This window comes from Bradyrhizobium neotropicale (assembly GCF_001641695.1).
GTDB lineage: Bacteria > Pseudomonadota > Alphaproteobacteria > Rhizobiales > Xanthobacteraceae > Bradyrhizobium > Bradyrhizobium neotropicale.
The window spans coordinates 1-23,264 of sequence record NZ_LSEF01000013.1 but is presented as its reverse complement, the minus strand read 5'-3'; the positions used below and the strand labels follow the sequence as shown (position 1 = coordinate 23,264).

The 23,264-nt window shown below is 61.9% G+C and carries 18 protein-coding genes; 5 read left to right on the top strand and 13 right to left on the bottom strand.

The features are described from left to right. Positions 1-269: 269 nt before the first annotated feature. The 6 genes from AXW67_RS43005 to AXW67_RS02045 form a co-directional block, all read right to left on the bottom strand. Positions 270-443, bottom strand: a complete 174-nt coding sequence (locus tag AXW67_RS43005; protein ID WP_018644642.1) for a hypothetical protein — start codon at positions 441-443, stop codon at positions 270-272. Positions 444-607: 164 nt separating this feature from the next. Continuing rightward, positions 608-838 carry a hypothetical protein gene (locus AXW67_RS02065; protein WP_063676233.1) on the bottom strand — a complete coding sequence of 77 codons (231 nt, stop codon included), beginning with the start codon at positions 836-838 and terminating at the stop codon, positions 608-610. A 127-nt stretch (positions 839-965) separates the two neighbouring features. Next, positions 966-1,763, bottom strand: coding sequence for a hypothetical protein (locus AXW67_RS02060; protein WP_063676231.1), 798 nt, complete (start codon positions 1,761-1,763; stop codon positions 966-968). Between the two features lie 97 nt (positions 1,764-1,860). Further along, positions 1,861-2,961 (bottom strand): GTP pyrophosphokinase, encoded by a 1,101-nt coding sequence (locus tag AXW67_RS02055; RefSeq protein WP_063676229.1) that lies wholly within the window; start codon positions 2,959-2,961, stop codon positions 1,861-1,863. A gap of 108 nt (positions 2,962-3,069) precedes the next feature. Further along, on the bottom strand, positions 3,070-4,785 hold the full coding sequence (locus tag AXW67_RS02050; protein WP_063676227.1) for an ATP-dependent nuclease: 1,716 nt from the start codon (positions 4,783-4,785) through the stop codon (positions 3,070-3,072). Between the two features lie 224 nt (positions 4,786-5,009). Then, positions 5,010-8,780, bottom strand: coding sequence for a vitamin B12-dependent ribonucleotide reductase (locus tag AXW67_RS02045; RefSeq protein ID WP_063676226.1), 3,771 nt, complete (start codon positions 8,778-8,780; stop codon positions 5,010-5,012). Positions 8,781-9,542: 762 nt separating this feature from the next. Between AXW67_RS02045 and AXW67_RS02040 the strand changes: the two genes are divergently transcribed. Next, positions 9,543-10,439 carry a DMT family transporter gene (locus tag AXW67_RS02040; protein WP_063676225.1) on the top strand — a complete coding sequence of 299 codons (897 nt, stop codon included), beginning with the start codon at positions 9,543-9,545 and terminating at the stop codon, positions 10,437-10,439. A 20-nt stretch (positions 10,440-10,459) separates the two neighbouring features. On the opposite strand, the gene AXW67_RS02035 is transcribed toward AXW67_RS02040, so the two are convergent. From AXW67_RS02035 to AXW67_RS02015, 5 genes are all read right to left on the bottom strand, one after another. Further along, positions 10,460-12,259 (bottom strand): cache domain-containing protein, encoded by a 1,800-nt coding sequence (locus AXW67_RS02035; RefSeq protein ID WP_063676224.1) that lies wholly within the window; start codon positions 12,257-12,259, stop codon positions 10,460-10,462. A gap of 8 nt (positions 12,260-12,267) precedes the next feature. Next, positions 12,268-13,218, bottom strand: coding sequence for an ABC transporter substrate-binding protein (locus AXW67_RS02030; protein WP_245315371.1), 951 nt, complete (start codon positions 13,216-13,218; stop codon positions 12,268-12,270). A 395-nt stretch (positions 13,219-13,613) separates the two neighbouring features. Continuing rightward, a complete protein-coding gene (locus AXW67_RS02025; protein WP_063676222.1) occupies positions 13,614-15,869 on the bottom strand; it encodes a CHASE3 domain-containing protein in 2,256 nt (751 codons plus the stop codon). Then, positions 15,866-16,288 (bottom strand): response regulator, encoded by a 423-nt coding sequence (locus AXW67_RS02020; protein ID WP_027553689.1) that lies wholly within the window; start codon positions 16,286-16,288, stop codon positions 15,866-15,868. Before AXW67_RS02020 ends, AXW67_RS02025 begins: the two co-directional genes overlap by 4 nt. A 218-nt stretch (positions 16,289-16,506) precedes the next feature. Next, positions 16,507-17,127, bottom strand: a complete 621-nt coding sequence (locus AXW67_RS02015) for a BA14K family protein (protein ID WP_063676235.1) — start codon at positions 17,125-17,127, stop codon at positions 16,507-16,509. A 250-nt stretch (positions 17,128-17,377) separates the two neighbouring features. Here AXW67_RS02015 and AXW67_RS02010 point away from each other — a divergent pair, with 250 nt between their 5' ends. After that, positions 17,378-17,785, top strand: coding sequence for an NADH:ubiquinone oxidoreductase subunit NDUFA12 (locus tag AXW67_RS02010; protein ID WP_063676220.1), 408 nt, complete (start codon positions 17,378-17,380; stop codon positions 17,783-17,785). Between the two features lie 355 nt (positions 17,786-18,140). Here AXW67_RS02010 and AXW67_RS02005 read toward each other — a convergent pair whose 3' ends face one another. Both AXW67_RS02005 and AXW67_RS02000 read right to left on the bottom strand, forming a co-directional pair. Beyond that, the gene (locus AXW67_RS02005) at positions 18,141-18,860 is read right to left on the bottom strand and encodes a DUF899 family protein (protein ID WP_063676219.1); all 720 of its coding nucleotides are present in this window, start codon (positions 18,858-18,860) and stop codon (positions 18,141-18,143) included. Between the two features lie 81 nt (positions 18,861-18,941). After that, positions 18,942-19,628 carry a DJ-1/PfpI family protein gene (locus AXW67_RS02000; RefSeq protein WP_063676217.1) on the bottom strand — a complete coding sequence of 229 codons (687 nt, stop codon included), beginning with the start codon at positions 19,626-19,628 and terminating at the stop codon, positions 18,942-18,944. Between the two features lie 94 nt (positions 19,629-19,722). On the opposite strand from AXW67_RS02000, the gene AXW67_RS01995 reads away from it, so the two are divergent. From AXW67_RS01995 to AXW67_RS01985, 3 genes are all read left to right on the top strand, one after another. Beyond that, the gene (locus tag AXW67_RS01995) at positions 19,723-20,661 is read left to right on the top strand and encodes a GlxA family transcriptional regulator (RefSeq protein ID WP_027553684.1); all 939 of its coding nucleotides are present in this window, start codon (positions 19,723-19,725) and stop codon (positions 20,659-20,661) included. A 165-nt stretch (positions 20,662-20,826) separates the two neighbouring features. Continuing rightward, positions 20,827-21,732, top strand: coding sequence for an alpha/beta fold hydrolase (locus AXW67_RS01990; RefSeq protein ID WP_063676215.1), 906 nt, complete (start codon positions 20,827-20,829; stop codon positions 21,730-21,732). 107 nt (positions 21,733-21,839) lie between these two features. After that, entirely contained in the window at positions 21,840-23,192 is a 1,353-nt protein-coding gene (locus AXW67_RS01985; RefSeq protein WP_063676234.1) for an IS1182 family transposase, read from the top strand. Positions 23,193-23,264: the final 72 nt, after the last annotated feature.

The following is a 23,264-nucleotide window of genomic DNA, read 5'->3' as shown; positions in this document are numbered from 1 at the left end:
GCCGCCTGTGCTAAGTCCCACAAAGGACTCTGCTAAGCTGCGATCAGCCTGCAGGATGGGGAGAGCTCTTGCGAAACCCATCACCTTCGAAGAGGCAATTGATGGGTTTCGCTTCCGCCTTCGCTCGTCGAGCTACGGCGGACGGTGGCTCTACCCATCCTACGAGCTGCGTCACACGCACCCGGCCTCATCCTGAGGAGCCCGCGACAAGCGGGCGTCTCGAAGGATGGCCGCGGTTGACAGCGAGCAGCCCGGATGAGCGCAGGTCGTTACCGGAACAGCGCGACGAAGATCACGTAGAGCCAGCCCAGGATCCCGTGGATGATCGCCCACAGGATCGAATGGTTGTTGGTGTAGGAGATCGCGATGGCGAGCGCCGAGCCGAAGCCCACGCCGTATTTCGCGCCCTCGACGCGGACGCCGTAGTAACGATTACCGTTCATGGTGATCCTTCCAGACGATTGCGCTCCGTCGGCGCGCGCCGACCCACGCCTATCAAGCTACCGAAGCGAAGGCGAGGTCAAGTTTCACCACAGTGAGTAGCCAGGATGGAGCTTCCTTCGCGCTGCGAGCTACGGCGGACAGATCGCATCCTACGCTGGCTGCCTTAGAAGCTTGCGCCCGATGCCATCAGCACCGCACCGATTGCCATCAGAACGACACCCGGCCAGTTCGCTCGCAATCCAAGGAATCCAAGGCCGCGACGCGGCGGCTCCAGCGTCTCGCGCACCCGCCGGGACGAATCTTTCCCGCTGAGCGGTCCCCGCCAAATGGTGGCGCGTGCCATGTACAGGAGGCCGCCGAGGATGAAGAGCGCGCCAAGTCCCACCAGGACCATGTTCGCCTCTCAAGTCGCCACTGCACCTGCCACCCACAACAGAAGCAACGTGATTCAAAACAATGCCCGCTCATTGGTTCCGCAGCCCGCGACTGGAGTTTCGCGGGCTGACCGAGGGCCACGCTTGCTAATTGTCGTCATCCGCCGCAAGGCGCTGAAATTGCCGCTTCATCGCGTTGACCCTGGCGATATAGCCCGCGACGAGGTGATCGCCGCACCGCTCGCCGGCCACCATCTGAAACTTGCGGCGTGCGTAGGCTGTGGCGGGACCTGCGCCGCAGAGATGGATGAAGGCGGCCAGATCCTGCTTCTGCTGCGCGCTGGCCTTCACGTCGCCCGCGCGGGTGAGAACATCAGCCACTTGGCGGTCCAGATACACGGATGCCAGCTCGATGGCGTGGCTCGGGATCGCGCGGATATAGAGGCTGGTGAACCCGCAGCCGGTATCCGTGACAGCGTTTCCACGGACACAGAACCGTGCGGCCTCGGCGTAGGCTGGATCGGTCATCTGGTAGAGGCCGACGGCGCTGGAGGCGGGCCGGTAGATCGCGAGGGGATTGAGGCTCCATCGCCAGCGCCAGTAGGTGCGCGCCACCGGATTCCCTGAAGTCTCGACCTGCGCCAGCGCGGCCAGCAATTCGGGCGTGATCGTATCGGTGGAATAGGTGCGGAACAGCGGCCCGTATTGCCGCCACGTCTCGGCCGGCTCCTTGTCGAGGGCGTTGCCGACAAGGACGAACAGCTCGGTCGGCTTGCGGATCAATTGATAGACGATGTTCACCAGCACCAAGACCGCAAGCAGGATCGCCGCGATGCCCGCGATACGCACCGCTCGCGGTGCTTGTGCGGACTTGCGTCGCGCCCACCGAGCGCCTCGCCGGAAGCTGCGAAGGTGAGAGAGGAGGCGACTTCTTTTCCTTGGCATGGGGGCTTGTGGGAGCGGATAGGATGGGTTGAGTCCTTGCGTTACCCATCGCCTGACAGAGCCGATGGGTAACGCCTTGCTCTACGCCTACTACGGGTTACCAAGGAATTTCATCATCTAGAGGATCCTGAGGTAAGCCAAGATCTTCCTCACCTTCGATCCAGATATGCTTCTCTTTCATAAGCAGTTTGAACTTCTGCGAGCCATATCGTTTGGCTAGCAGCGAGGCTGTTGGTCTATCCAAGCCCTCCCACCTCTTCCAGATCGTGAAGTATCGATCGATGTCATGATACATCATCAAAGTCCGGACAAAGCCTATCGCATTCTCATCTCCTGCCGAATGCTCACTAATCTGTTCAAGTACATATTTGTTGGCGATCGCCTTCAGATCTCCAATCTTGTTCAGCCCAAATGCTTTGAACTCGTTGAGAACTTCGTCCGGAATTTCAACGAAGATTATGCCAAGATCGTACTGATCAGAGAGTTGTTCCAGATATGGTTGAAGAGTGAGCGAATTGAGCTCGGTGTCGGAAAGCTGGCTTGCGGTCTTGGTCGCGATTTCTGATTTGTACGCGTCGACATCACGGGCAATTTCATCAAACGCGCCGTCGACAATCTCGAGCATGCCTGAATAGAGATTTAGCTTTCGTTGAATTTTGGCCGGCAACCCAGTTCCGAGCTTGAATGAACGATCGTGGGCAAGTTCTGCCCAAGCGTGCTGGAGCACCGTTCTGACCTGTATCTCGAATTTCAACTCGCTGAGTGCCTCATACTCCAAAAGACCCTTTCGGCTCGGCCCTAGGGTGCAGACAAAATGCGTCGAACGATAGCCCATTCGATCGTCGCCCAATATGGAGGCTCGGTCGAAGCTGTGCTTGTCGTCTATGTCGAACGTCGCCCGAATGATATCGCTGATTTCTTTGACTTGAGTCTCTAAGAACGTAATCACGCGTATACCGGAGAGGTCGGTAAGTTGCAGTTCCGGTTGCGCGTACTTCTTGCGCCGGATCTTCTCTTCCGTCGAGCTGAGTTCCTTGGTGCGTCCGCTAATACTTAGGTATTCGATGGAGCTCCTGTCGAGGATATTCTCAAGAAGTCTGACAACGGCGGGCGTCAATCGTCTGTGTTGAGACAGGGTTTCTTCTATCCACGTTCGGTTACTGCCTGCCATGCTCTTCTGCCAACTCTCGGCGTTCATTTGGGATGACTAGAACTCGGAATAGGGGTTTAGCTCCCTCGCGATCCCATCGCTTTCATCGAGCGGGATTGATGGCTAGATTCGCTCCACCCATCCTACGGGGCTTCACTACCCTCCTTGCTGCGCAAGCGAGGGCCAGACCTTCTTTGCGAAGTCCTTGAGTTGCGGAACTGTGAGAGCATCTGTTGGCTTATTGACTAGGTGCATTGGGTTGTATTGGAGCTTCGTGAGTTCTGTGTTCAGTAGCCCAAAGAGACGCTTTCCTTTCACGAAATCAAAGGCGATCTGTGCGCCAAGAAGGTCGGCCGCGCTGGGAACGTTGGGTTTTGCCTTGAGCGCTTTGCTTTTCAAGTCTCCCCTTTTGTTGGTGAAGTCGGCGGCAAGCGAAGCGTTGTTGGCAGCTATGATCCCGTCTATAATTTGAGTGGCCTGCTCAAGCGAAATTCCAAGGGCCGTGCTGACATGTTGAGGTGTGCAGAATTGATGTTCGATATCCGTCAGTGGGGTAGTGAATAGTTCGCAACGGTCGGGTAATTTTTTTGTCTCTCTCGCCTTGTACCATTCGACTTCGTCCGGCAGCATGCAGTCTGCGTCTCGATGAACGAGTACATAAGTATTGTTCGCCTGCTTAAGAAAAAACTCAGCTACGGTCGCCGTCATCGCGATGTTGCTGACACCATCAAACGACTGGAGCATGTATTCGTCTTTAACGAAGCCGCTCCTTTCCAGCAAAATTCGGAGTCGCTCGCTCTTGCTGTCTTCTGTCAACACCACGACCCTGCATTTTGCAGCGGTCAGAAGTTCGTAACTATCGAGCGCGCCGATATCGAGCAGAATCGACAGATCTTCTGTGTCCTTCTTTTCTTGCTTGATCCCTTTTTTCAGCCAGATGATGTCGGTCATATGAGAGCGCGATAGGGAATCGAATATGTGTCGCGAATGAGTTGCCAAGATAATTCGGACAGGTCCTTGCTCGGCTATCTTAAGAAGTGTGGCGGCTAGAAGTCTCTGGTTCGAGGGATGCAGGTGGGCGTCTGGTTCGTCCAGCAACAAGAGGCCAGGATCATACATTGTCGCGTAGGCGACGAGCTGAATTGCTTGAAGGGCTCCTGCGCCGACTAACTCGAGAGGAACTTTCTTCCCGTCTATCTCCACAAGAACATCGATGTGTGTGTGAATATGTTCATCGAAGTCGCAATGTACGGTGAGGTTGGAGAATACTTCGCCAATGATGGAGTGAAATTTTTCTAGCTTCTGGAGGTCCTTGGTTAGCCGCAATAGGACATTGCGAAGATATAAATTTGCGTCTCCCTGAGCGATGCCTGCAGCTACTATAGCATCTGTTCTGCGTTCTTCGCTAAGCGCTACGCCGGCAAGGCCTGGCACGAAGATTGAAAGCGGCCGAGTGCGATCCGAAGCGCGTTCATAAAAGCGTGTCTTGTGATCGAATTCGATGGCGATGTTGAGATTTTTGCCTCGCCTCATCTTCAAACTAAAATCTTTGGGATCATCTGTTATTGCTTCGCGATAGGTGACGACGAATTCAGGTCCCGTTTTCGACGTCATGTCTGTTTGGTAGCTTAGCTTGATAGGTTGATTGGAAGGCTTGTAGAGAAATTGGTCCACGCCCAGTGTACTCGCGGGAGCGTTCTTGTTTGTTGCGGACTTCGCTGACTGCAGAGTCGTTATCATTAGATGGATAGCCTGAAGTAGCGACGACTTCCCCGCATTGTTACCGCCGATTAGTATCGTAACGTTGGACAACGGTAGCTCAACTGTAGGAAGGCGCTTGAATCTGTCGATTTTCACCGCAGAAATTAGCATGCTCGATCTCTGTATGGGTCTGTGGCGAGGTGGCAAGGAGGGCGTTTGAACAATAAGAGCAGATTTGCCCCTCAACCGGAAATAGAAAAGACGAGGGGCGGGTTATCTTTATGGAGTAGTATGCTAGGCGCTGGCGCACGTACGAGTTCAATTATGGGTCTAGAAAAAAGGGGCGACCAAGTGGTCGCCCCTTTTGGATGAGGATGGGTGTCAGCTCAGAAAGCTCACGAACACCCCGTCGTGCTGCCGCACGTATCGCACTTCATGCAGGTGCCATTCCGCACCAGCGTGAAGTTGCCGCACTCAGAGCACATCTCGCCCTCGTAGCCCTTGGCTTTCGCTTCCGCGCGGCGCTCGGCCTTGGTGGGCACCAGCGTTTGCGCGGTGCCGGCCTTGCTCCACTGGATCTGCTCGAGCTTCTCGGTGGGCGAGAGGTCGTGGCTCGTCTCCTGCTTCAGGGCAACGGCGCCTTCCACGGCGTCGCCGGCGCGGGCGGATGCACCGTGCGAGGCCAGCGCCGTGACCTTGCTGCCGCCGGTCGGAGCGCTGTCATTGCCCTGGGCGACTGCGGTCGAGCCGCCGCGCATCACGACGAGGTTGTCGGTGCGGGAGCGGGTGAGGCCGCGCGAGACCAGCTTGGTCGCGTGGTGGCCGGCCTCGTCGTCCGGCTCCTTGCCTTCCTCGACGCCCTTGCCGAGCGCGTCGAAGCCCGTCTCGTTGGGATCGACGTGGGCGAGGTCGAAGCGAGAGAGGTAGCTCACCGCCAGCTCGCGGAAGACGTAGTCGAGGATCGAGGTCGCGTACTTGATCGAGTCGTTGCCCTGCACCGGGCCCGCCGGCTCGAAGCGGGTGAAGGTGAAGGCGTCGACATATTCGTCGAGCGGCACGCCGTACTGGAGACCGAGCGACACCGCGATGGCGAAGTTGTTGATGAAGGAGCGGAGCGCCGCGCCTTCCTTGTGCATGTCGATGAAGATCTCGCCGAGACGGCCATCGTCATACTCGCCGGTGCGCAGATAGACCTTGTGGCCGCCGACGACCGCCTTCTGGGTGTAGCCCTTGCGGCGATCCGGCATCTTCTCGCGCTCGCGCATCACGATGATGCGCTCGACGAGCTTCTCGACGATCTTCTCGGAGACCTGGGCGGCGCGCGCCGCCATCGGCTTCTCGTAGAGATGATCGACCGCATCGTCCTCGTCCTCGTCATCGCTGATGAGCTGCGAGTTGAGCGGCTGGGAGAGCTTCGAGCCGTCGCGATAGAGCGCGTTGGCCTTCAGCGCCAGCTTCCACGACAGCATGTAGGCGGACTTGCAGTCCTCCACCGTGGCGTCGTTCGGCATGTTGATGGTCTTGGAGATCGCGCCCGAGATGAAGGGCTGCGCCGCCGCCATCATGCGGATGTGGCTCTCGACCGACAGATAGCGCTTGCCGATCTTGCCGCAGGGATTGGCGCAGTCGAACACCGGATAGTGCTCGGGCTTCAGGTGCGGGGCACCTTCCACCGTCATCGCGCCGCAGATGTGGACGTTGGCCGCCTCGATCTCGCGCTTGGTGAAGCCGACGGCCTGGAGCAGGTCGAAGCCAGGGGCCGCGATCGCCTCGGCACCGATGCCGAGCTGGTCGCGGATGAAGTCTTCGCCAAAGGTCCACTTGTTGAAGGCGAACTTGATGTCGAAGGCGGTCGGCAGGGCCTTTTCGACCTTGGCGATCGCTTCATCGGTGAAGCCCTTGGCCTTCAGCGTCGAGGCGTTGATCCCCGGCGCATTCGACAGCGAGCCGTGGCCGACGGCATAGGCCTCGATCTCGGCGATCTCGCTCTCGCGATAGCCGAGCGCGCGCAGCGCGGACGGCACCGCGCGGTTGATGATCTTGAAGTAGCCGCCGCCGGCGAGCTTCTTGAACTTCACCAGCGCGAAGTCGGGCTCGATGCCGGTGGTGTCGCAGTCCATGACGAGGCCGATCGTGCCGGTCGGCGCGATCACCGTGGTCTGGGCGTTGCGATAGCCGTGCTTCTCGCCGAGCTCGAGCGCCGCATCCCAGGCCGATTGCGCATGCGCGATCAGGTCCTTTTGCGGGCAGGAGGCGTGGTCGAGCGGCACCGGATTGACGGAGAGCGCCTCGTAGCCGGAGGCCTCGCCATGCGCGGCGCGGCGATGATTGCGGATCACGCGCAGCATGTGCGCGGCGTTCTTCTTGTAGCCGGGGAAGGTGCCGAGCTCGCCGGCGATCTCGGCCGAGGTCTTGTAGGTGATGCCGGTCATCACCGCGGTCAGCGCGCCGCAGAGCGCACGGCCTTCCTTCGAGTCGTAGGACAGGCCCATGGTCATCAGCAGGCCGCCGATGTTGGCGTAGCCGAGGCCGAGCGTGCGGAACTCGTAGGAGAGCTCGGCGATCGCCTTCGACGGGAACTGCGCCATCATCACGGAGATTTCGAGCACGAGGGTCCAGAGCCGGCAGAGGTGCTCATAGCCCTCGACGTCGAAGTGCTTCGTCGTCGTGTTGTAGAACGTCAGCAGATTGGCGGAGGCGAGGTTGCACGCCGTGTCGTCCAGGAACATGTATTCCGAGCACGGATTGGACGCGCGGATGTCGCCGGACGCCTTGCAGGTGTGCCAGTCGTTCATCGTGGTGTTGAAGTGCAGGCCCGGGTCGGCCGACGCCCAGGCGGCGTAGCCGATCTTCTCCCAGAGGTCGCGCGCCTTCAGCGTCTTCGTCACCTTCTTGGAGGTGCGGGCGTTCAGGTTCCAGTCACCGTCGGTCTCGACGGCGCGCAGGAAGTCGTCCTTCAGCGAGACCGAGTTGTTGGAGTTCTGGCCGGAGACCGTGAGATAGGCTTCCGAATCCCAGTCGGTGTCGTAAGTGTCGAACTGGATGTCCTTGTAGCCCTGCTTGGCGAACTGGATCACGCGCTTGATGTAGTTGTCAGGCACGAGGCTACGACGAGCCAGCTTGATTTCCCGACGCAGGGCAGGGTTCTTCTCGGGGTCGAAGCAGTCGTCGCCCGAGCCTTCGCAGTTGACGCAGGCCTTCAGGACGGCCTTGAGGTGCTTCTGGTTGATCTTGGAGCCGGTGACGAGGGCGGCGACCTTCTGCTCCTCCTTCACCTTCCAGTCGATATAGGTCTCGATATCGGGGTGATCGACGTCGACGACGACCATCTTGGCCGCGCGGCGCGTGGTGCCGCCCGACTTGATCGCGCCCGCGGCGCGGTCGCCGATCTTGAGGAAGCTCATCAGGCCGGACGAGCGGCCGCCGCCGGAGAGCTTTTCGCCTTCGCCGCGCAGGCGGGAGAAGTTGGAGCCGGTGCCGGAGCCGTATTTGAACAGGCGTGCTTCGCGGACCCAGAGGTCCATGATGCCGCCCTCGTTGACGAGGTCGTCACCGACGCCCTGGATGAAGCAGGCGTGCGGCTGCGGATGCTCATAGGCCGACTTGGACTTGGTCAGCTTGCCGGTGAAGGGGTCGACGTAATAGTGGCCCTGGCCGGGGCCGTCGATGCCATAGGCCCAGTGCAGGCCGGTGTTGAACCATTGCGGCGAGTTCGGCGCGACCATCTGCATGGCGAGCATGTAGCGGAGCTCGTCGTAGAAGGCCTGGGCGTCTTCATCATTGGAGAAATAGCCGCCCTTCCAGCCCCAATAGGTCCAGCAGCCGGCGAGGCGGTCGAACACCTGCTTTGCCGAGAGCTCGCTGACATAGCGCTCTTTCTCAGGCAGCGCGGCCAGCGCCTCGGTATCGGGCACGGAGCGCCACAGGAAGAAGGGGACGGATTCCTCCTCGACCTTCTTCAGGCGCGCGGCAACGCCGGCTTTACGGAAATATTTCTGCGCGAGCACGTCGGAAGCGACCTGCGACCATTCGGTCGGCACTTCGACGTTGTCGAGTTTGAAGACCACCGAGCCGTCGGGATTCCGGATCTCCGACGTGGTCAGCCGGAATTCGATCCCGGCGTAGGGTGACTGTCCTTGTGAAGTGTGGCGCCGCTCAATCCGCATCGTCTTGCCCCGTCCTTATCTTTGACCGGACCGCCTTCGTTGAGGCGCCCGGTCGACATTTCTCTTTCGCGAGTCCCCCGGCCTTTTCGGCCCAAAGGCTTCGCAGTTCAGCCGGTGGGAACCCGGCCCAGTTTCTCCCGACGCGATGGTTCGGTGCGTGCACCTCACATCCGCCGGCATGTCCAGGCCCATCCGCCCCAACGGGATGTGCCCGACATGCGTTCAACGCCCCCAACGCCACGTCTTCTACCGATGCCATTCGAGCCTTTTGCCGGCCCGTTCTGGCGCCCGAAGAGTCCGCTTTTGGAGGGCAGACAAGCCCTCCACCGCTGCCTTCGTCTGGCCGGCGGAGTGGTTATTTGCGGGACCCTTTGGGGGAGTGCCGGCGGGACGCAAACTCACTCGCGCCGAACGGTCCGAAAGCTAGGACTCTCCGTTGCGCCCGTCAAGAACTAGTGCGAGTTCCTGAATCAAATACTAAATATGGTGGAGAGCGGGGGATAACAGGGGGCTCGGCCTCACCTGTTCTTGAGGCAAGTATCAGTGAGTCCTCAGGGATTCCCAACCGAAAAAATTTGCGTCCGGTGTGGATACGCGAGCTTCGTCCCGCTGTTCACAGGGCAGTATATTTTTTGGGCAATGGGATTGCGTCAGCAAGACTCACGTAGTGCTACGGAACGTTGGGGCAGGCATGCCCGCCGAGGTGGTGGTCGAGCCCCCGAATCCGGGCCAAGCTGCCCCGATTTCTGCCGGGTACCCCACATGCATGATTCGACTCGCCGGGATGCGCGGCCGCGCATCGCCCCGGCCGGCCTGATGTTCCTCGCCATCACCTCGATCGGCTGGGGCTTCAACTGGCCCGTGACCAAATTCCTCCTCGCCGAGCTGCCGCCTTTGACGCTACGCGGGGTGACCGGCGTGCTCGGGGCGGCCCTGCTGGCCGCGCTGGCCCTGATCCGGCGCGACAGCCTCAAGGTCCGGCCCGAGGTCTGGCCGCGCGTTGTGATCGCGGGCGTGCTGAACGTCACCGGCTGGATGGTGCTAATGGGGCTCGCGCTGCTCTGGCTGCCGGCGAGCGAGGCAGCGCTGATCGCCTACACCATGCCGGTCTGGGCCTCGATCATCGCCTGGCCCGTGCTCGGCGAGCGGCCGACGCTGCTGCGGACCATCGCGCTGGTGATGGCCTTTGCGGGCCTCGCCGCGATCATGGGCGGCAACGGCTTTGCCGCGAGCCAGGCCAAGCTGCCGGGCATCGTCATGGCGCTTGCCGGCGCGATCGGCTTTGCGCTCGGCACGGTGCTGCTGAAGAAATACCCGATCCATCTGCCGCCGATCACGGCGGCGGCCTGGCAGATCGGCGTTGGCTGCCTGCCGGTCGCGATCGCGGGCCTTCTCTTGGAGACCACACATCTGCAACTGGTGACCCCGGTCGGCTGGGCGCTGCTGGTCTATTCGACCGTGGTGCAGTTCTGCATCGCCTATGTGAGCTGGTTCGCCGCGCTGTCGCGCCTGCCGGCCTCGGTCGCGGCGATCGGCACCATGGCGGTGCCGGTCATCGGCGTCGTGGCCTCCGCGCTCGCGCTGGGAGAGCCGCTCGGGGCAGGGCAGATCGCGGCGCTGATCTTCACGCTCGCCGGCGTCGTGCTGGCGACGCGCTAGCAGTCCCGAACTCCGGTGCATCAATGGGTCTGAGGCTCTTTCTCTCGCCGGCGTGGCCCGGAGCCCGGCGGTTTCACCGGCAAGTCAGCCTGCGCGACAGCAAAGACTTCGAGTGCCTGGTCGTAGCCTTTGATGGCCCGCTGTCCGAGCGATGCCAACGGAATGCTATCCCGCACCCGCCCGGCGATGGTGGGATCAGCCAGGATCTGCGCGTCCTTCGCGAGATTGCAGAGCCGCGACGCCAAATTCACGACGGCGCCCATGGCCGTGTAGTCCAGCCGACCGTTATAACCGACGGTGCCGACCGTCGCCGGCCCCATGGCAACGCCCACACCGAAGCCGATCGCGTGGCCGGCGTCGCACCATTTGCTGGCGATGGACTGCACCGTCATCTGCAGGTCGATCGCGAGCCGGACCGCTTGAGTTGCGGGCTGTTCACATGCGACCGGGGCATTGACGAGGAGCATGACCCCGTCGCCGTCAAAGCCGATGAGAGTTGCCTCATGACGAGTCGTAACGGTGCCAACGGCCTCATAGTACTCGCGCATGACGGCCATGATGACATCCGGCTCATTGCGCGTGGAGAACGCCGTGAAGCCGCGCAAATCGCCAAAGATGACGGCGACTTCACGCCGCTGCCCTTCGAGCAGCTCATGGGAATGCTCGACCAGTTCGGCGACTTGTGACGGCAAGAATTGCTTCAGTCGTTCGATCCGCGCAGATTTTTGCTGCGAGATCGCCAGCTCGGATGCCATTTCATTGAAACGCAACGCCAATTGCTGCAGCTCGTCACCACTGAAGATCTTGATGCGATGCTCGAATTGTCCGGTTCTGATCCGCTCCACGCCCTCTTCCAGCTGCTTGATCGGACCGGACATTCTGTGTGCGCGCCAATAGGCGAGCGCCAGCGCGATGAGAATGCCAAAGGCGATGAGAATTGAGGACCGCCACAAAGCCGCGCGAATTGATGCAAAGGCTTCCGAGACCGGCTGCATCGCAATCACCGTCCATCCCACATCGGCGGCGTGAACGGATAGCGCCACCACCGGCTTGCCCTGGTCCCCGGTGATCACCGCCGCTCCGCTGGCCGCGCCAACGAGCTGCTTGATCCGGCCGAAACTGCCCGAGCTGGCGCGGCCGCGCAGAACCAGGCTGATGTCGGGATGGGCGATCAGGTGACCGGAGTCATCGACGACGATGGCGTAGCCGGTCTCGCCAATTCTGATGGCCGAGATCACGTCCCAGATCAGCTTCAGATTGACCTCCGCGATCGCAACGCCGGCGGCCGGCAGGCTCCCGGCAACCGCGATCCTCATGTAGGGCTCTGAATCTCGCTGATATTGAACCGGTCCGTACCAGACCTTGTTGGCGCGTGCACCCAGGACAGCAGGGTCCGCAGACATATCAATGCCGCGACCGGTCCTGTTCAGATGCAGTCTGGAAACAAAGACCCGTTCGGTGCCGGTCTCGTCCAGAAGCGAAACTGAAACTATCGCAGGCACCTGCTGGAGGAGACGCAAGGCGTCGATCTTATGTTGCACATCGTCTCCGGCAGACCAGGGAAGCTGCACCATCCACCCGAGCTGATCTCGGATGCCATCGGTGAACGCCTCGATCCTGTCTGAGGCTGCGCGAGCATCGGCCTGCAGCACCGCGCTGATCTGGCGACGCTGGTCCCGGTAACCGAACGATGCCTCGACGGCGGCGCCCAGTATCAGAGGCACGACTGCGGCGACAAACAACGTCGCGAAATACTTGCAAAACAGCGAGCGACGCGGGGGCATCGCACGCGACGAGGACTGCGCAGCACCGTCCGTCATAACCGCTCTCAGGAGATCACCTTGTTGGCGCGAAACAGGATCGACGATACATCCAGGTCAATACCCAGGAGCTTGGCTGTCTTCAGATTGACTGCCAGTTCAAACTTCTCGGGGCGCATCACCGGAAGATCGGATGGATTCTCACCGCGCAGGATGCGATCGGCATAGGTGGCAAGCCGATAATAGGTCGTGCGCTGGTTCGCGCCGTAGCTCAAGAGGCCTCCAGCGTCGCAATATTCAGACCAGCCAAACATCGAAGGCAGCCGGTTCGCGATTGCAAACTCTGCGATCTTCGCACGATGCACCAGGGTCACAACATCGGGAAATACAAGGAGAGCGTTGGCGTCCACCTTGCCGGCAGCCGTCAACGCATTCTCGATGTCGCGAGCGCCACAGAACGGAACGTAGGCTGCTTCAATGCCCAGGTTCCTGCATGATTCCAAAGTCGCACGCCATTCCAGCGGCTCTCCCGGATGATCCGTGTTCGAGAAGACCGCCAGTTTTCGCAGCTTTGGATAAATGTCCTTGAGCAGCTCGACCCGCTTTCCTGCCAGCTCCAGCGACAGGAATGTGCTGCCGGTGAAATTGGTGCCGGGATGAGCAAGGCTCTTCACCACACCCAAAGCGACGGGATCACCGCTCAATGCAAACAGCACGGGGATGTCGGTGACCGCAGTCATGACGCGCGTCGCCGGACCGCTCGAGACCACGAGGTCGATATTCCCCCGTTGCAACTCGGAGACGATCTTGCGCAGCGCCTGCGGATTTCCAGGCGCGTAGTGCGTCTCGAAGGCGACGGTCTTGCCCTCGACGTATCCCAGCGCGCGCATTCCCTCGCGAAAGCCGTCCAGGAAGGGATCTGGTTCGGACTCGGTGGAGACCCAGAAGATCCGATGGAGCTTGGTTCCGTCCTGCGCTCGCGCGATGGCAGGCCAGGCCAGTCCTCCACCGATCAACAAGATGAACTCCCGTCTATTCATGCGAGCACCTGCCGAAGCTGCATTGCCGGTTCCAGCGGCAGGCCGAGATCCAAGCTTTGCATTTGGTGACTGCGCTCGATGTCGCGATCCGCAAGCGGACCGTCGCGACGCCGGCTCAAACATTAGTCGGCGAGAGCGTGCTCAAAGATTGGGCTGGTGAGACGATTTGTCCTTGAGATGCGCTTGATTTTTGCTTGAGACAGGTTCGATCGCGATCAAAGCGGCCATATTCATTGCCCTAGCGCGGTTCCGGAACACCTCAGGCGCAGATCCTGGCGAGCCACGGCGTATCGAGGAAAACCGGAACTCACATTCTGAGCCAGTGCGCGCGACCTCATACGTGCGTGACAGCGGCGCGACTTCTTGAGTCCGCGCTAGACCGCCGCCGCGCCCCCGTTCAGCGCCAGCCGGATCATCTCGGCGAGCTGATTGCGGCGGTAGGGTTTTGTCAGCAGCATCACGCCGTCGTCGAGCTTGCCCTGGTACACGATGGCGTCGTCGGTGTAGCCGGAGGTGTAGAGCACTTTCAGCCCCGGGCGGATCCTTGCCGCCTTCTCCGCAAGCTCGCGACCGCTGATGCCGCCGGGGATCACGACGTCGGTGAACAGCAGATCGAAGGCTTCGCCCGCCTCAATCAATTGCAGCGCGGCCTTACTGTCGGCGGCCGCGATGGTCCGGTAGCCGAGGCTCTGCAACTGTGCGGTGACGAAGTTGCGCACCAGCGTGTCATCCTCGACGACCAGAATGGTCTCGATGCCGCCCGTGGCTGCGGGTGCTGCGGGGACGGCTGCTTCAGTCGTGCCTTCGCCCGGCGGCAGATAGAGCTTGATCGTCGTGCCGTGGCGTTCCTCGCTGTAGATCTTGATGTGGCCGCCGGACTGCTTGACGAAGCCGTAGACCATGGAGAGGCCGAGGCCCGATCCCTTGCCGACCTCCTTGGTGGTGAAGAAGGGCTCGAACGCCTTCTCCTGCACGTCAGGCGGCATTCCGGTGCCGTTGTCGCTGACCGCGAGCATGACGTATTCGCCCGGGCGCACGTCCGCATTGGCGTGCGCATAGGCCGCGTCCAGCACGACCCGGTGGGTCTCGAGCAGGAGCTTGCCGCCGTTCGGCATGGCGTCGCGGGCGTTGATCGCCATGTTCAGCACGGCATTGGTGAGCCGGGACGGATCGATATGCGAGGTCATCGGTCCCTGTTCCAGAACGGTCTCGATCTGGATCTGCTCGCCGAGGGTCGGGCGCAGGAGCTTTGCGATATCGGTGATCGCGGCGTTGATCTCGACGTCGCGCGGCTTGAGCGGCTGCTTGCGCGCGAAGGCGAGCAGGTGCTGGATCAGGTCGGCGCAGCGCTCGGCGGCATCGTCGACCAGGCGTGCCACGCGCTGGAGCTCGGGCTGCTCCTTCAGGCTCGCCACCAGCGTCTCGATATTGCCGGAGATCACCGTCAGCATGTTGTTGAAGTCGTGCGCGACGCCGCCGGTGAGCTTGCCGATGGCATCCAGCTTCTGCGACTGGTGCAGCTGCCGTTCGGTCTCGCGAGAGGTGGTGGCGTCGTGATAGACCAGCACGGCGCCGGAGATATTGCCCTGGCCGTCACGCATCGGCCGGCCGCTGATCATGAGATGCCGGGGCGAATTGCCGCCGTGCGGGCGGACGATCATCTCCAGCTCTTCGAACGCATCGCCCCGCAGCACGCGCGTCGACGGCAGCTCCTCAGACTTGAGCGGCGTGACGCCGTCGCCATGGAAAACGTCGGACAGCGCCCGCAGGTTGCGCAGGTTCATGCCGGCGCGATGCAGCAGCATGCGCTCCGCGGCCGGATTGGACAAAAGGACGTCGCCATCATTGTCGATGACCAGCACTGCCTCGGCCATGCTGCGGAACGTGCTCTGTAGCACGTTGACGGAGAGGCGGAGCTCGTCATGCGCGGTAACGAGATGCTCGGTGCGCTCGGCGACGGCGGCCTCCAGCGCCTCCTTGGCGGCCTGCGTTTCGTGCAGCGAGCTCTGGAGCGCCACCTGGCTGCGCTGGGTCTCGCGCAGCAGAAGCCCGACGAGCAGCAGAATCAGCACGGCGCCGGCGATGTCGATGCCGAGCAGCACGATGCCGGTGCGGCGCGAATCCGAGGTGCGCGCGGCGAGCAGCTTGTCTTCCTGCGTGCTCAGGTGGTCGAGATTGGCGATCACCGTTTCCATGAGGCCGCGGCCCTCGGCCTTGCCCTGGAGCGCGGTGATGCCGGCGCCGTCATTCTCTGCGCGCAAGCGCATCGCTTCGGCCGCGATGTCGAGCCGGCGCCGGACCAGCGGCTCTGTGCCTTCGAGCAGTGCGACCTGATCCGGATTGTCGCGGACGGCGAGCTTGAGTTCGGCCAGCGCCGGTGCGATCTGTCTGCGCGCGGCCTGGAACTCGTCGCTGAACGCCTGGGTGCGATAGATCTCGTAGCCGCGCGCGGCGCTCTCGGCGTTGCGGATCTGGACGCGGAGGTCCGAGATCTTCTTCAAAACCCCGACGGTGTGATTGACCCAGGCGGCATCGGACCGTGACTTGACGTCCAGTCCGATCGAGGCGGCGGTGATGATCAGGAGGATTGCAAGTCCCGCACCGAGAATGACGCGCTGCGAGGGAATCAAGGGGCTTCTTTCTTGTCCTGCGGCGGTGCGCTCGCGCCTGGGCCGGCGAGGCATTCCCTGATCGTGGTCAGCAGCGCGTCCGGCGTGAACGGCTTGCGCAGGCAGCGCATCGCGCCGAGCTCCAGCGCCATGCGCAGGAAATCGGGGGAGGGCGAGGCGGACGAGGCGAACGCATAACCGGACATCGCGATCAGCGGGATCGCCGGTGCGCGCTCATGAAAGATGCGGATGGATTCGAAGCCGCGCATGTGCGGCATGAAGATGTCGACCAGCATGACGTCGAACGTCTGCGCTTCGAGCGCAGCAAGCCCCGTTTCTCCGCCGTCAGTCAGCGTGACGTCGAAGCCCTGACGTTGGAGGAGGACCTCGATGGTCGCGCCGACCATCGGATCGTCATCAACCACGAGGATACGCGGCATGACTCTTCCCAGTAGATCGAAGTCCCCACAGCGGTTTTTGATATAAGGGAATCGTGCGCCGGGTCAATTTTGGATTGGATCAGGGGAGATATGCACGGTGGGGTGATTAAAGGTCCGTTGCAACGGTGCGTACAAGACCTCGCCGGTGCACGCGATGCGCGCGAAAAGGGCGTCGCATTGCTGCGACGCCTTCCCGGATTCAGGCGATGTTGATGCGCTTACGGGCAGGGATGACGTAGACCGTCGTATCCCAGATAAGTGCCGGACGCCGGGTCGTAGGACCGGTAGCGCTGCGCGCAATAGGCGGCCGAATCGCCGCCAGTGTCGGGCACCACGGCCACGGACGAACCCTCGTCGTAATAGGAGTCACCATAGTAGTAGGGATCATCGTAGTACGGGCCGCCGTAATAGGCGTATGAGCCCAGCGCGCCGATCGCAGCACCTGCCGCGAAGCCCGGGAAGAAGCCGCCGCGATGATGCCGGAAGCCACCGTGCCAATTACCAGCACCGCCGCGCCAGTTGTTGCCTACGGCTGCGAAGCTGCGGCCGCCGCCAGCGCTGACGGACGGCGCTGCACCGACGCTCGGACGCATCGCGGCACCGGCTGCGAAATTGCCGCCGCCACCGCCGATCCGTGCTCCACCGCCGAAGCCTCCGCCACCGAAGTGAGCGCCGCCGAAGTGGCCGCCGCCACCGCCAAAGTGACCGCCGCCACCGAAGTGACCGCCGCCACCACCGAAGTGTCCTCCACCACCCCGCGCAAAGCTTGCGGTCGGTGTGACCATCGGCAGGACCAACGCCAGCGCTGCGACGGCGCCTAAAACTTTCAGACTTTTCATGTTCTTCAACTCCTTTTCCAGGGAGCAAACCCCGTTGACAGGGCTGTGGTTCCGGGGATCACGCCGGTTTGCGTGCGAACAGAGAACTCTCATGCGGTCGCAATATCCGGCACGAACGGTTCGCGTCTGATTTGCGGCGCCCTTCCGTGCCGACACTACGGCGTTTGCGGGGGGCGCGGCCGCGCCCTGCCGACTGGACATTTTGCCGTCCGGATGGCATCAGGACCCCCACAAGCAGGGCCCTTGCCGCATGAAACAGTTCTTCCTCAAGCTCTTCACCTGGTGGAATGGCCAGACCTTTGGCACCCAGCTCTGGACCTGGCGGTTCGGGGAGCTGGTCGGCCAGGACGAGCAGGGCAACCGCTATTATCGCGCCCGCGGCGGCGCGATCGATCCGACGCTCGGATTCGAGCGGCGTTGGGTGATCTTTAACGGCTATGCTGAGGCGAGCCGCATACCGCCGGCCTGGCACGGCTGGATGCATCACGTCGTCGACGTGCCGCCGACCGAGATCAACTACCAGCCGCGCGAGTGGGAAAAGCCGCACCAGCCGAATCTGACCGGCACGCCCAGGGCCTACCGGCCCTCCGGTTCGACGCTCGCCAGCGGCAAGCGGCCGAAGGCGACCGGCGACTACCAGCCCTGGACGCCCGGCTAACCGGCCAGCCTCTCTTCCATCACTGCGATTGGATGCATCCGCATCCGCCGCACGCCGCTGTGGACAACGGGAACAGCGGGGACGCCGCTTGCGCGCCCGTTGCGCTGACGCGAGCGATAGGGCGCAATGAACCCATCTTACGGAGATGGGAGACCATCGCGTTCGGTTCGGGCAACAGCTCGCGACTGTCCCGATATGCAGCGGCCGCCGACCAGGACTCGATCGGGAGATAGGCCCCCGGTCTGGAAGTTCCGAAATCGCCCGATGGAATGTGCAGCCGCCGTAAGAAAGGAGAGGCCGCTTGGGAAACCAAGCGGCCTTTTTCTTTGACTGCGGCACCTCGAGCCTGCGCGCGTCAGTCGTAGTGCACCTCCGGGAAGAAGTCGCCGCGGCCCGCGGGCGTCATGTCGAGCAGGCCCCAGAGCGGATCGACCAGATCGCCCGCGCGATGATGCTGCTTCGGCACCGGCGGGGCAAAGCTCATCTCCGAGCCCCAGAAGTGCCTGATCGTGCCGTCCGCCTTCTTAAAGACGTTGAAGATCGTCTCGTCCCAGTCCTGCCCGTCGGGAACGCGATGCTGCGCGCGCATGCCCCTGGAGAATTTCGACGTGTCGCCGAAGTAATCGGGGTCAAAGCTGTTGCCGGCGGTGGACAGCAGTGACAGATGCTCCCATCCGCGTTCGTGGGCCCAGGCGGCGAGCCGCGCGATCGGCGATTTCGCGACGATGTGGAAGGCGGCGCGCATGCCGACGTGCCGTGCGGCGCCGTCGAGCGCGTCGAGCATATGGGTGCAGCCGGGGCAGGGCAGCTCGCGCTCCGGCCCATACATGAAGCTGTAGAGGATCAGCGCGTCGTGCGGACCGAACAGCTCCGACATCCGAACCTGCTCTGGCATGCTGGTCCGGCCGATGCGCTCGAAGACGTAATCCTGCGGCACCTCGCCGCCGAGCGGCAGCGCTCGGCGCTTTGCGGCGACGGCTTCAATCTGCGTCCGAAGGGCGATCTCCTCATCCAGCAACGCATTTCGCGCGGCGCGATACTCAGTGCTTTCGTTGGGGTAGTGGAGATGCTCCATGCTTGCTCTCCCGCACGCTGTGAGTTTGGTGCGGGCTTAACTCGCCTGCCAAAACCCCAGTTCCGCTCCAGCATGGAATGCCTAGATCACCCGTGCGGCCGCGCGCCCGACCGCCTCGATGCGGCGGACCTGGTTCGGCGCGATGCGCTCCTTGACCAGGGCGAGGACCTCGGCCGGTGCTGTTTCCGGCGAGCCGGAACTGAACGGCGGGGCCGGATTGTATTCGAGCCGGAGCTGAATCGCTTCCGCCATGGTGCGATCGACCAGTATCGACACCAGCGTCAGCGCAAAATCGATGCCTGCGGTGACGCCGCCGCCAGTGATGCGATTGCGGTCGACGCAGACGCGCGTCTTTGTCGGCGTCGCGCCAAACTGCCTAAGGAACTCCATCGCGCTCCAATGCGTGGCGGCGCGGTAGCCCCTCAAAAGGCCGGCGGCACCCAGCACCAGTGATCCCGTGCAGACCGAAGTCACGTACTTCGCACCTTCGGCCTGCTCGCGCAGAAAATCGAGCGCCTCCGTATCGTTGACCAGATCGTCCGTTCCGCCACCGCCGGGCACGCAGATCACGTCGAGTTGCGGGCAATCGGCGAAGGTCGTGGTCGGCGTCAGCGTGAGGATGGAGTCGCTCGGCACCGGTTCGATGCGCTTCCAGATCAGGTGCAACTTCGCGCCGGGTACAGCGGAGAACACCTGCAAGGGACCCGTGAAGTCCAGTTGGGTGACCCGCGGAAATACCAAGAGTCCGATCTGAAGCGGCGACGACATCGAAGACCTCCTCGAAAATCAACTTGACGACGACAGCGTGGCATGGTGCCCTTTCGTCTGAAATGGCATATTTCCCTCATTTTCGGACGAGGCCATGATCGGCATCCTGATCTTCCCGGATTTCCAGTTGCTCGATGCGGCGGGTCCCATCTCGGCTTTCGAAATTGGCGCGCGTTATTCGGGCAAGCCGCTCGCGATCCGGGTGCTGGCGGTCAAGGCGGGGCCGGTGCGCAGCTCGTCCGGCGTGGAAATGGTCGCGCGCGATTTCAAATCGGCGAATGCGATCACGACGCTCGTGGTTGCGGGCGGCGAGGGTGTGGCAGCGGCGGCGCGATGCCCGATCACCCTGGCCTTCGTGCAGCGACTGGCGCGGCGCGGCGTGCGGGTCGCCAGCGTCTGCTCGGGCGCCTATGTGCTCGCCGAAGCCGGACTGCTCGACGGTCGTCGCGCCACCACGCATTGGGGACGGACGCGCGACTTCGTCGCGCGCTATCCGAAGGTGAAGTTCGAGCCGGACCAGATATTCACCCGGGACGGCAATGTGTGGACGTCGGCCGGCATCAGCGCCGGCATCGACCTTGCGCTGGCGATGGTCACCGAGGATCACGGCGAGGAGATCGCGCAAGCGACCGCGCGCCAGCTCGTGCTCTACCACCGCCGCAGCGGCGGCCAGTCGCAATTCTCCTCGCTGCTGGAATTGAAGACGCCGAACGGCCGGTTCGGCGGGTTGTTGTCATGGGCGCGCGAAAATCTCGACTCGCCCCTGACGGTGGAAGATCTCGCCGACCGCGCCGGCATGAGCGCGCGGCATTTCGCCCGCGCGTTCGCCGCCGAGACTGGCACGACGCCGTCCAAGGCAATCGAGCGGCTGCGGGTCGAGGTCGCGCGCGAGCGTGTGCAGTCCTCGCGCGAGGCGATCGAGCTCGTCGCGGAGGCGACCGGTTTTCGCGATCCCGAGCGGATGCGGCGCGCCTTCATCCGCGCCTTCGGCCAGCCCCCGCAGGCGCTGCGGCGCGCGGCGCGGGCCGGCTAGGTCGGGCGCTCCTAGAGGCGCAGACGTCAGCTTCTGTCGGCCAAGCGGAAATCTTGCGACCAGTTAGAGCATTTCTGCTCGTGGACCCACAGGAGACAATCGCGCTCAGATCGTATAAGTTGTTAGGACAGATGGTACACCTCCCATTCGTCATCATGGGGTCGCATGTCTATTGGCAAAGCCATTTGCTCTGTGGTGTTGGGTTTGATCGCCTCTGGTCTCAGCACCTTGACCATCGCCGACGAAGTTAAGCGAATTTCTGTCAACGGATATGAATTTGCCTACGTCGACGCTGGGCAGGGCGAGCCCGTAATATTCGTTCACGGTGGTTTGCAAGACTACCGAATGTGGAGCGAACAACTTCCAAAATTCGCGACACGATATCGCGCAATAGCATACAGTCGCCGGAACAATTATCCGAACGAAGTAAGTCCGGACGGGACACCAGATAGCGCCGCCCCCGATGTGCACGGTGAAGATCTCGCGGGCCTCTTGCGCGCTCTGGGGTACTCAAAGGCCCGGATCATAGCGCATTCATCCGGAGCGTACGCAGCTCTTTTCTTCGCCGCGAAACATCCGGACATGGTCGTCAGTCTCGCGCTCAACGAACCTCCGGCGTTGGGTCTATTGAATGGTCTGCCAGATACTGGCGACATGCTGCAAGCATGGGTCGCAAATATGGCGCCCGCCAGAGAAGCTCTTGGAATGGGCGACATACAGCGGGGGATTCCCATGATCGTAGATGCCATTGGAGGCCCGGGGGCCTACGAACACCGTTCCGACGCTCAAAGGAAAATGAACTTGGACAATGTTGCATCATTTCAGGCGGATGCAACAACCAAGCGGCCAAGGCCGGTCTTTACCTGCGACATGGCCAAAGCGATCACGGCTCCCACGCTCTTGTCCAACGGCGAGCGAAGCCCGCGCCTGTTTCACCGAGTCGTGGATCAATTAGAGCTTTGCTTGCCGAACCGCGAAAGGATCGAAATCGCTGCGAGCTCACATACCGTTTCATGGGAGAATCCCGGCGCCTACGATCAAGCTATCCTTTCCTTCATGGAGAAGCATTAGCAGCAAGACTGGCACGTCGGCTTCTGGCCGATTCTGTTGAAAAATGCGGTTGTTGCGACTCAGAGATACCAGTGATTCAGTCTGCTTAGTTGGCAGGACTGAAGATCATGATGGGGCATCGGCAAGTCGAACAGGCTGCGTTGTTCTATGAGTTCTCGCTCGAGAAGCATATTCCCGCCGACCACCTGCTACGGTCGATGGACAGGTTCGTCGATCTTCAAGAGATCCGGCGGGGCCTGGCGCCTTTCTACAGTAGCATCGGTCGGCCTTCGATCGATCCGGAGCTCATGATCCGGATGCTCCTGATCGGTTACTGCTGCGGCATCAGATCGGAGCGGCGCCTGTGCGATGAGGTCCACCTCAATTTGGCCTACCGGTGGTTCTGCCGGCTCGGTCTGGACGGTTCGGTGCCGGATCACTCGACTTTTTCCAAGAACAGGCATGGTCGCTTCCGGGAGAGCGATCTGTTCCGTCGAGTGTTCGAGAGCGTCTTGCGCCGCTGCATCGAGGAGCGACTTGTCGGTGGTGAAGGATTTGCAGTCGATGCGAGCTTGATCAAGGCCGATGCCAATCGGCAGAAGGGGATCGAAGGCGACAAGGGCCTTCCACCGGAGGCCGCCGGCCGAGCGATCGATGAATATCTGGCCGTCCTCGACGATGCCGCTTTCGGAGCAGCGACCGAGGTCACGCCGAAGTTCGTGTCGCCCTCCGACCCAGCGGCGCGCTGGATGGGAGCGCACGGCGGCCAAGCCTTCTTCGCCTACTCGACGAATTACCTGGTCGACGTCGAGAACGCGATCATCGTCGATGTCGAGGCAACCACGGCAATCCGACAGGCGGAGGTGTTGGCCGCCAAGCGCATGATTGAGCGCTCGCTCGACCGGTTCGATCTCTATCCGAGCCGGCTCCTCGGCGACAGCGGCTATGGCTCGGCCGAGATGCTCGGATGGTTGGTCTACGAGCACGGCATCGAGCCACACGTCACAGTGTTCGACAAGTCGGTCCGCACAGACGGGATATTCTCGCGCGAGGACTTCACCTATGACCACGCAGGTGACGTGTATCGCTGTCCTGGCGGCAAAGTACTCACCACGACCGGAGCGCTGGTGAACGATGGCGCCACGATGCTTTACATGGCCAGCAAGCGCGATTGCGATCGGTGCGCACTGAAGTCCCGGTGTTGCCCCAAGCAGCCCTCACGGAGGGTGCCGCGCTCAATCTATGAGGGCGCTCGCGACATGGCCCGCCAGATCGCAAGGTCGTGGGAAGGAGGCACCTCGCGTCGGCTCCGCAAAAAGATCGAGATGCTGTTCGCGCACCTCAAGCGCATTCTCAAGCTCGACCGTCTACGTTTACGAGGTCCAAACGGTGCTCGTGATGAGTTCACCCTCGCAGCCACCGCCCAGAACCTTCGCAAGATGGCCAAGCTGATCCCGATGCAATCCCTCAAACCCGCATAACGGCCGTTGGGTCCCATCGGCTCTGGTGCCAATACATCGGGACTACTGCCGCCTTTTTCAACAGAATCGGCC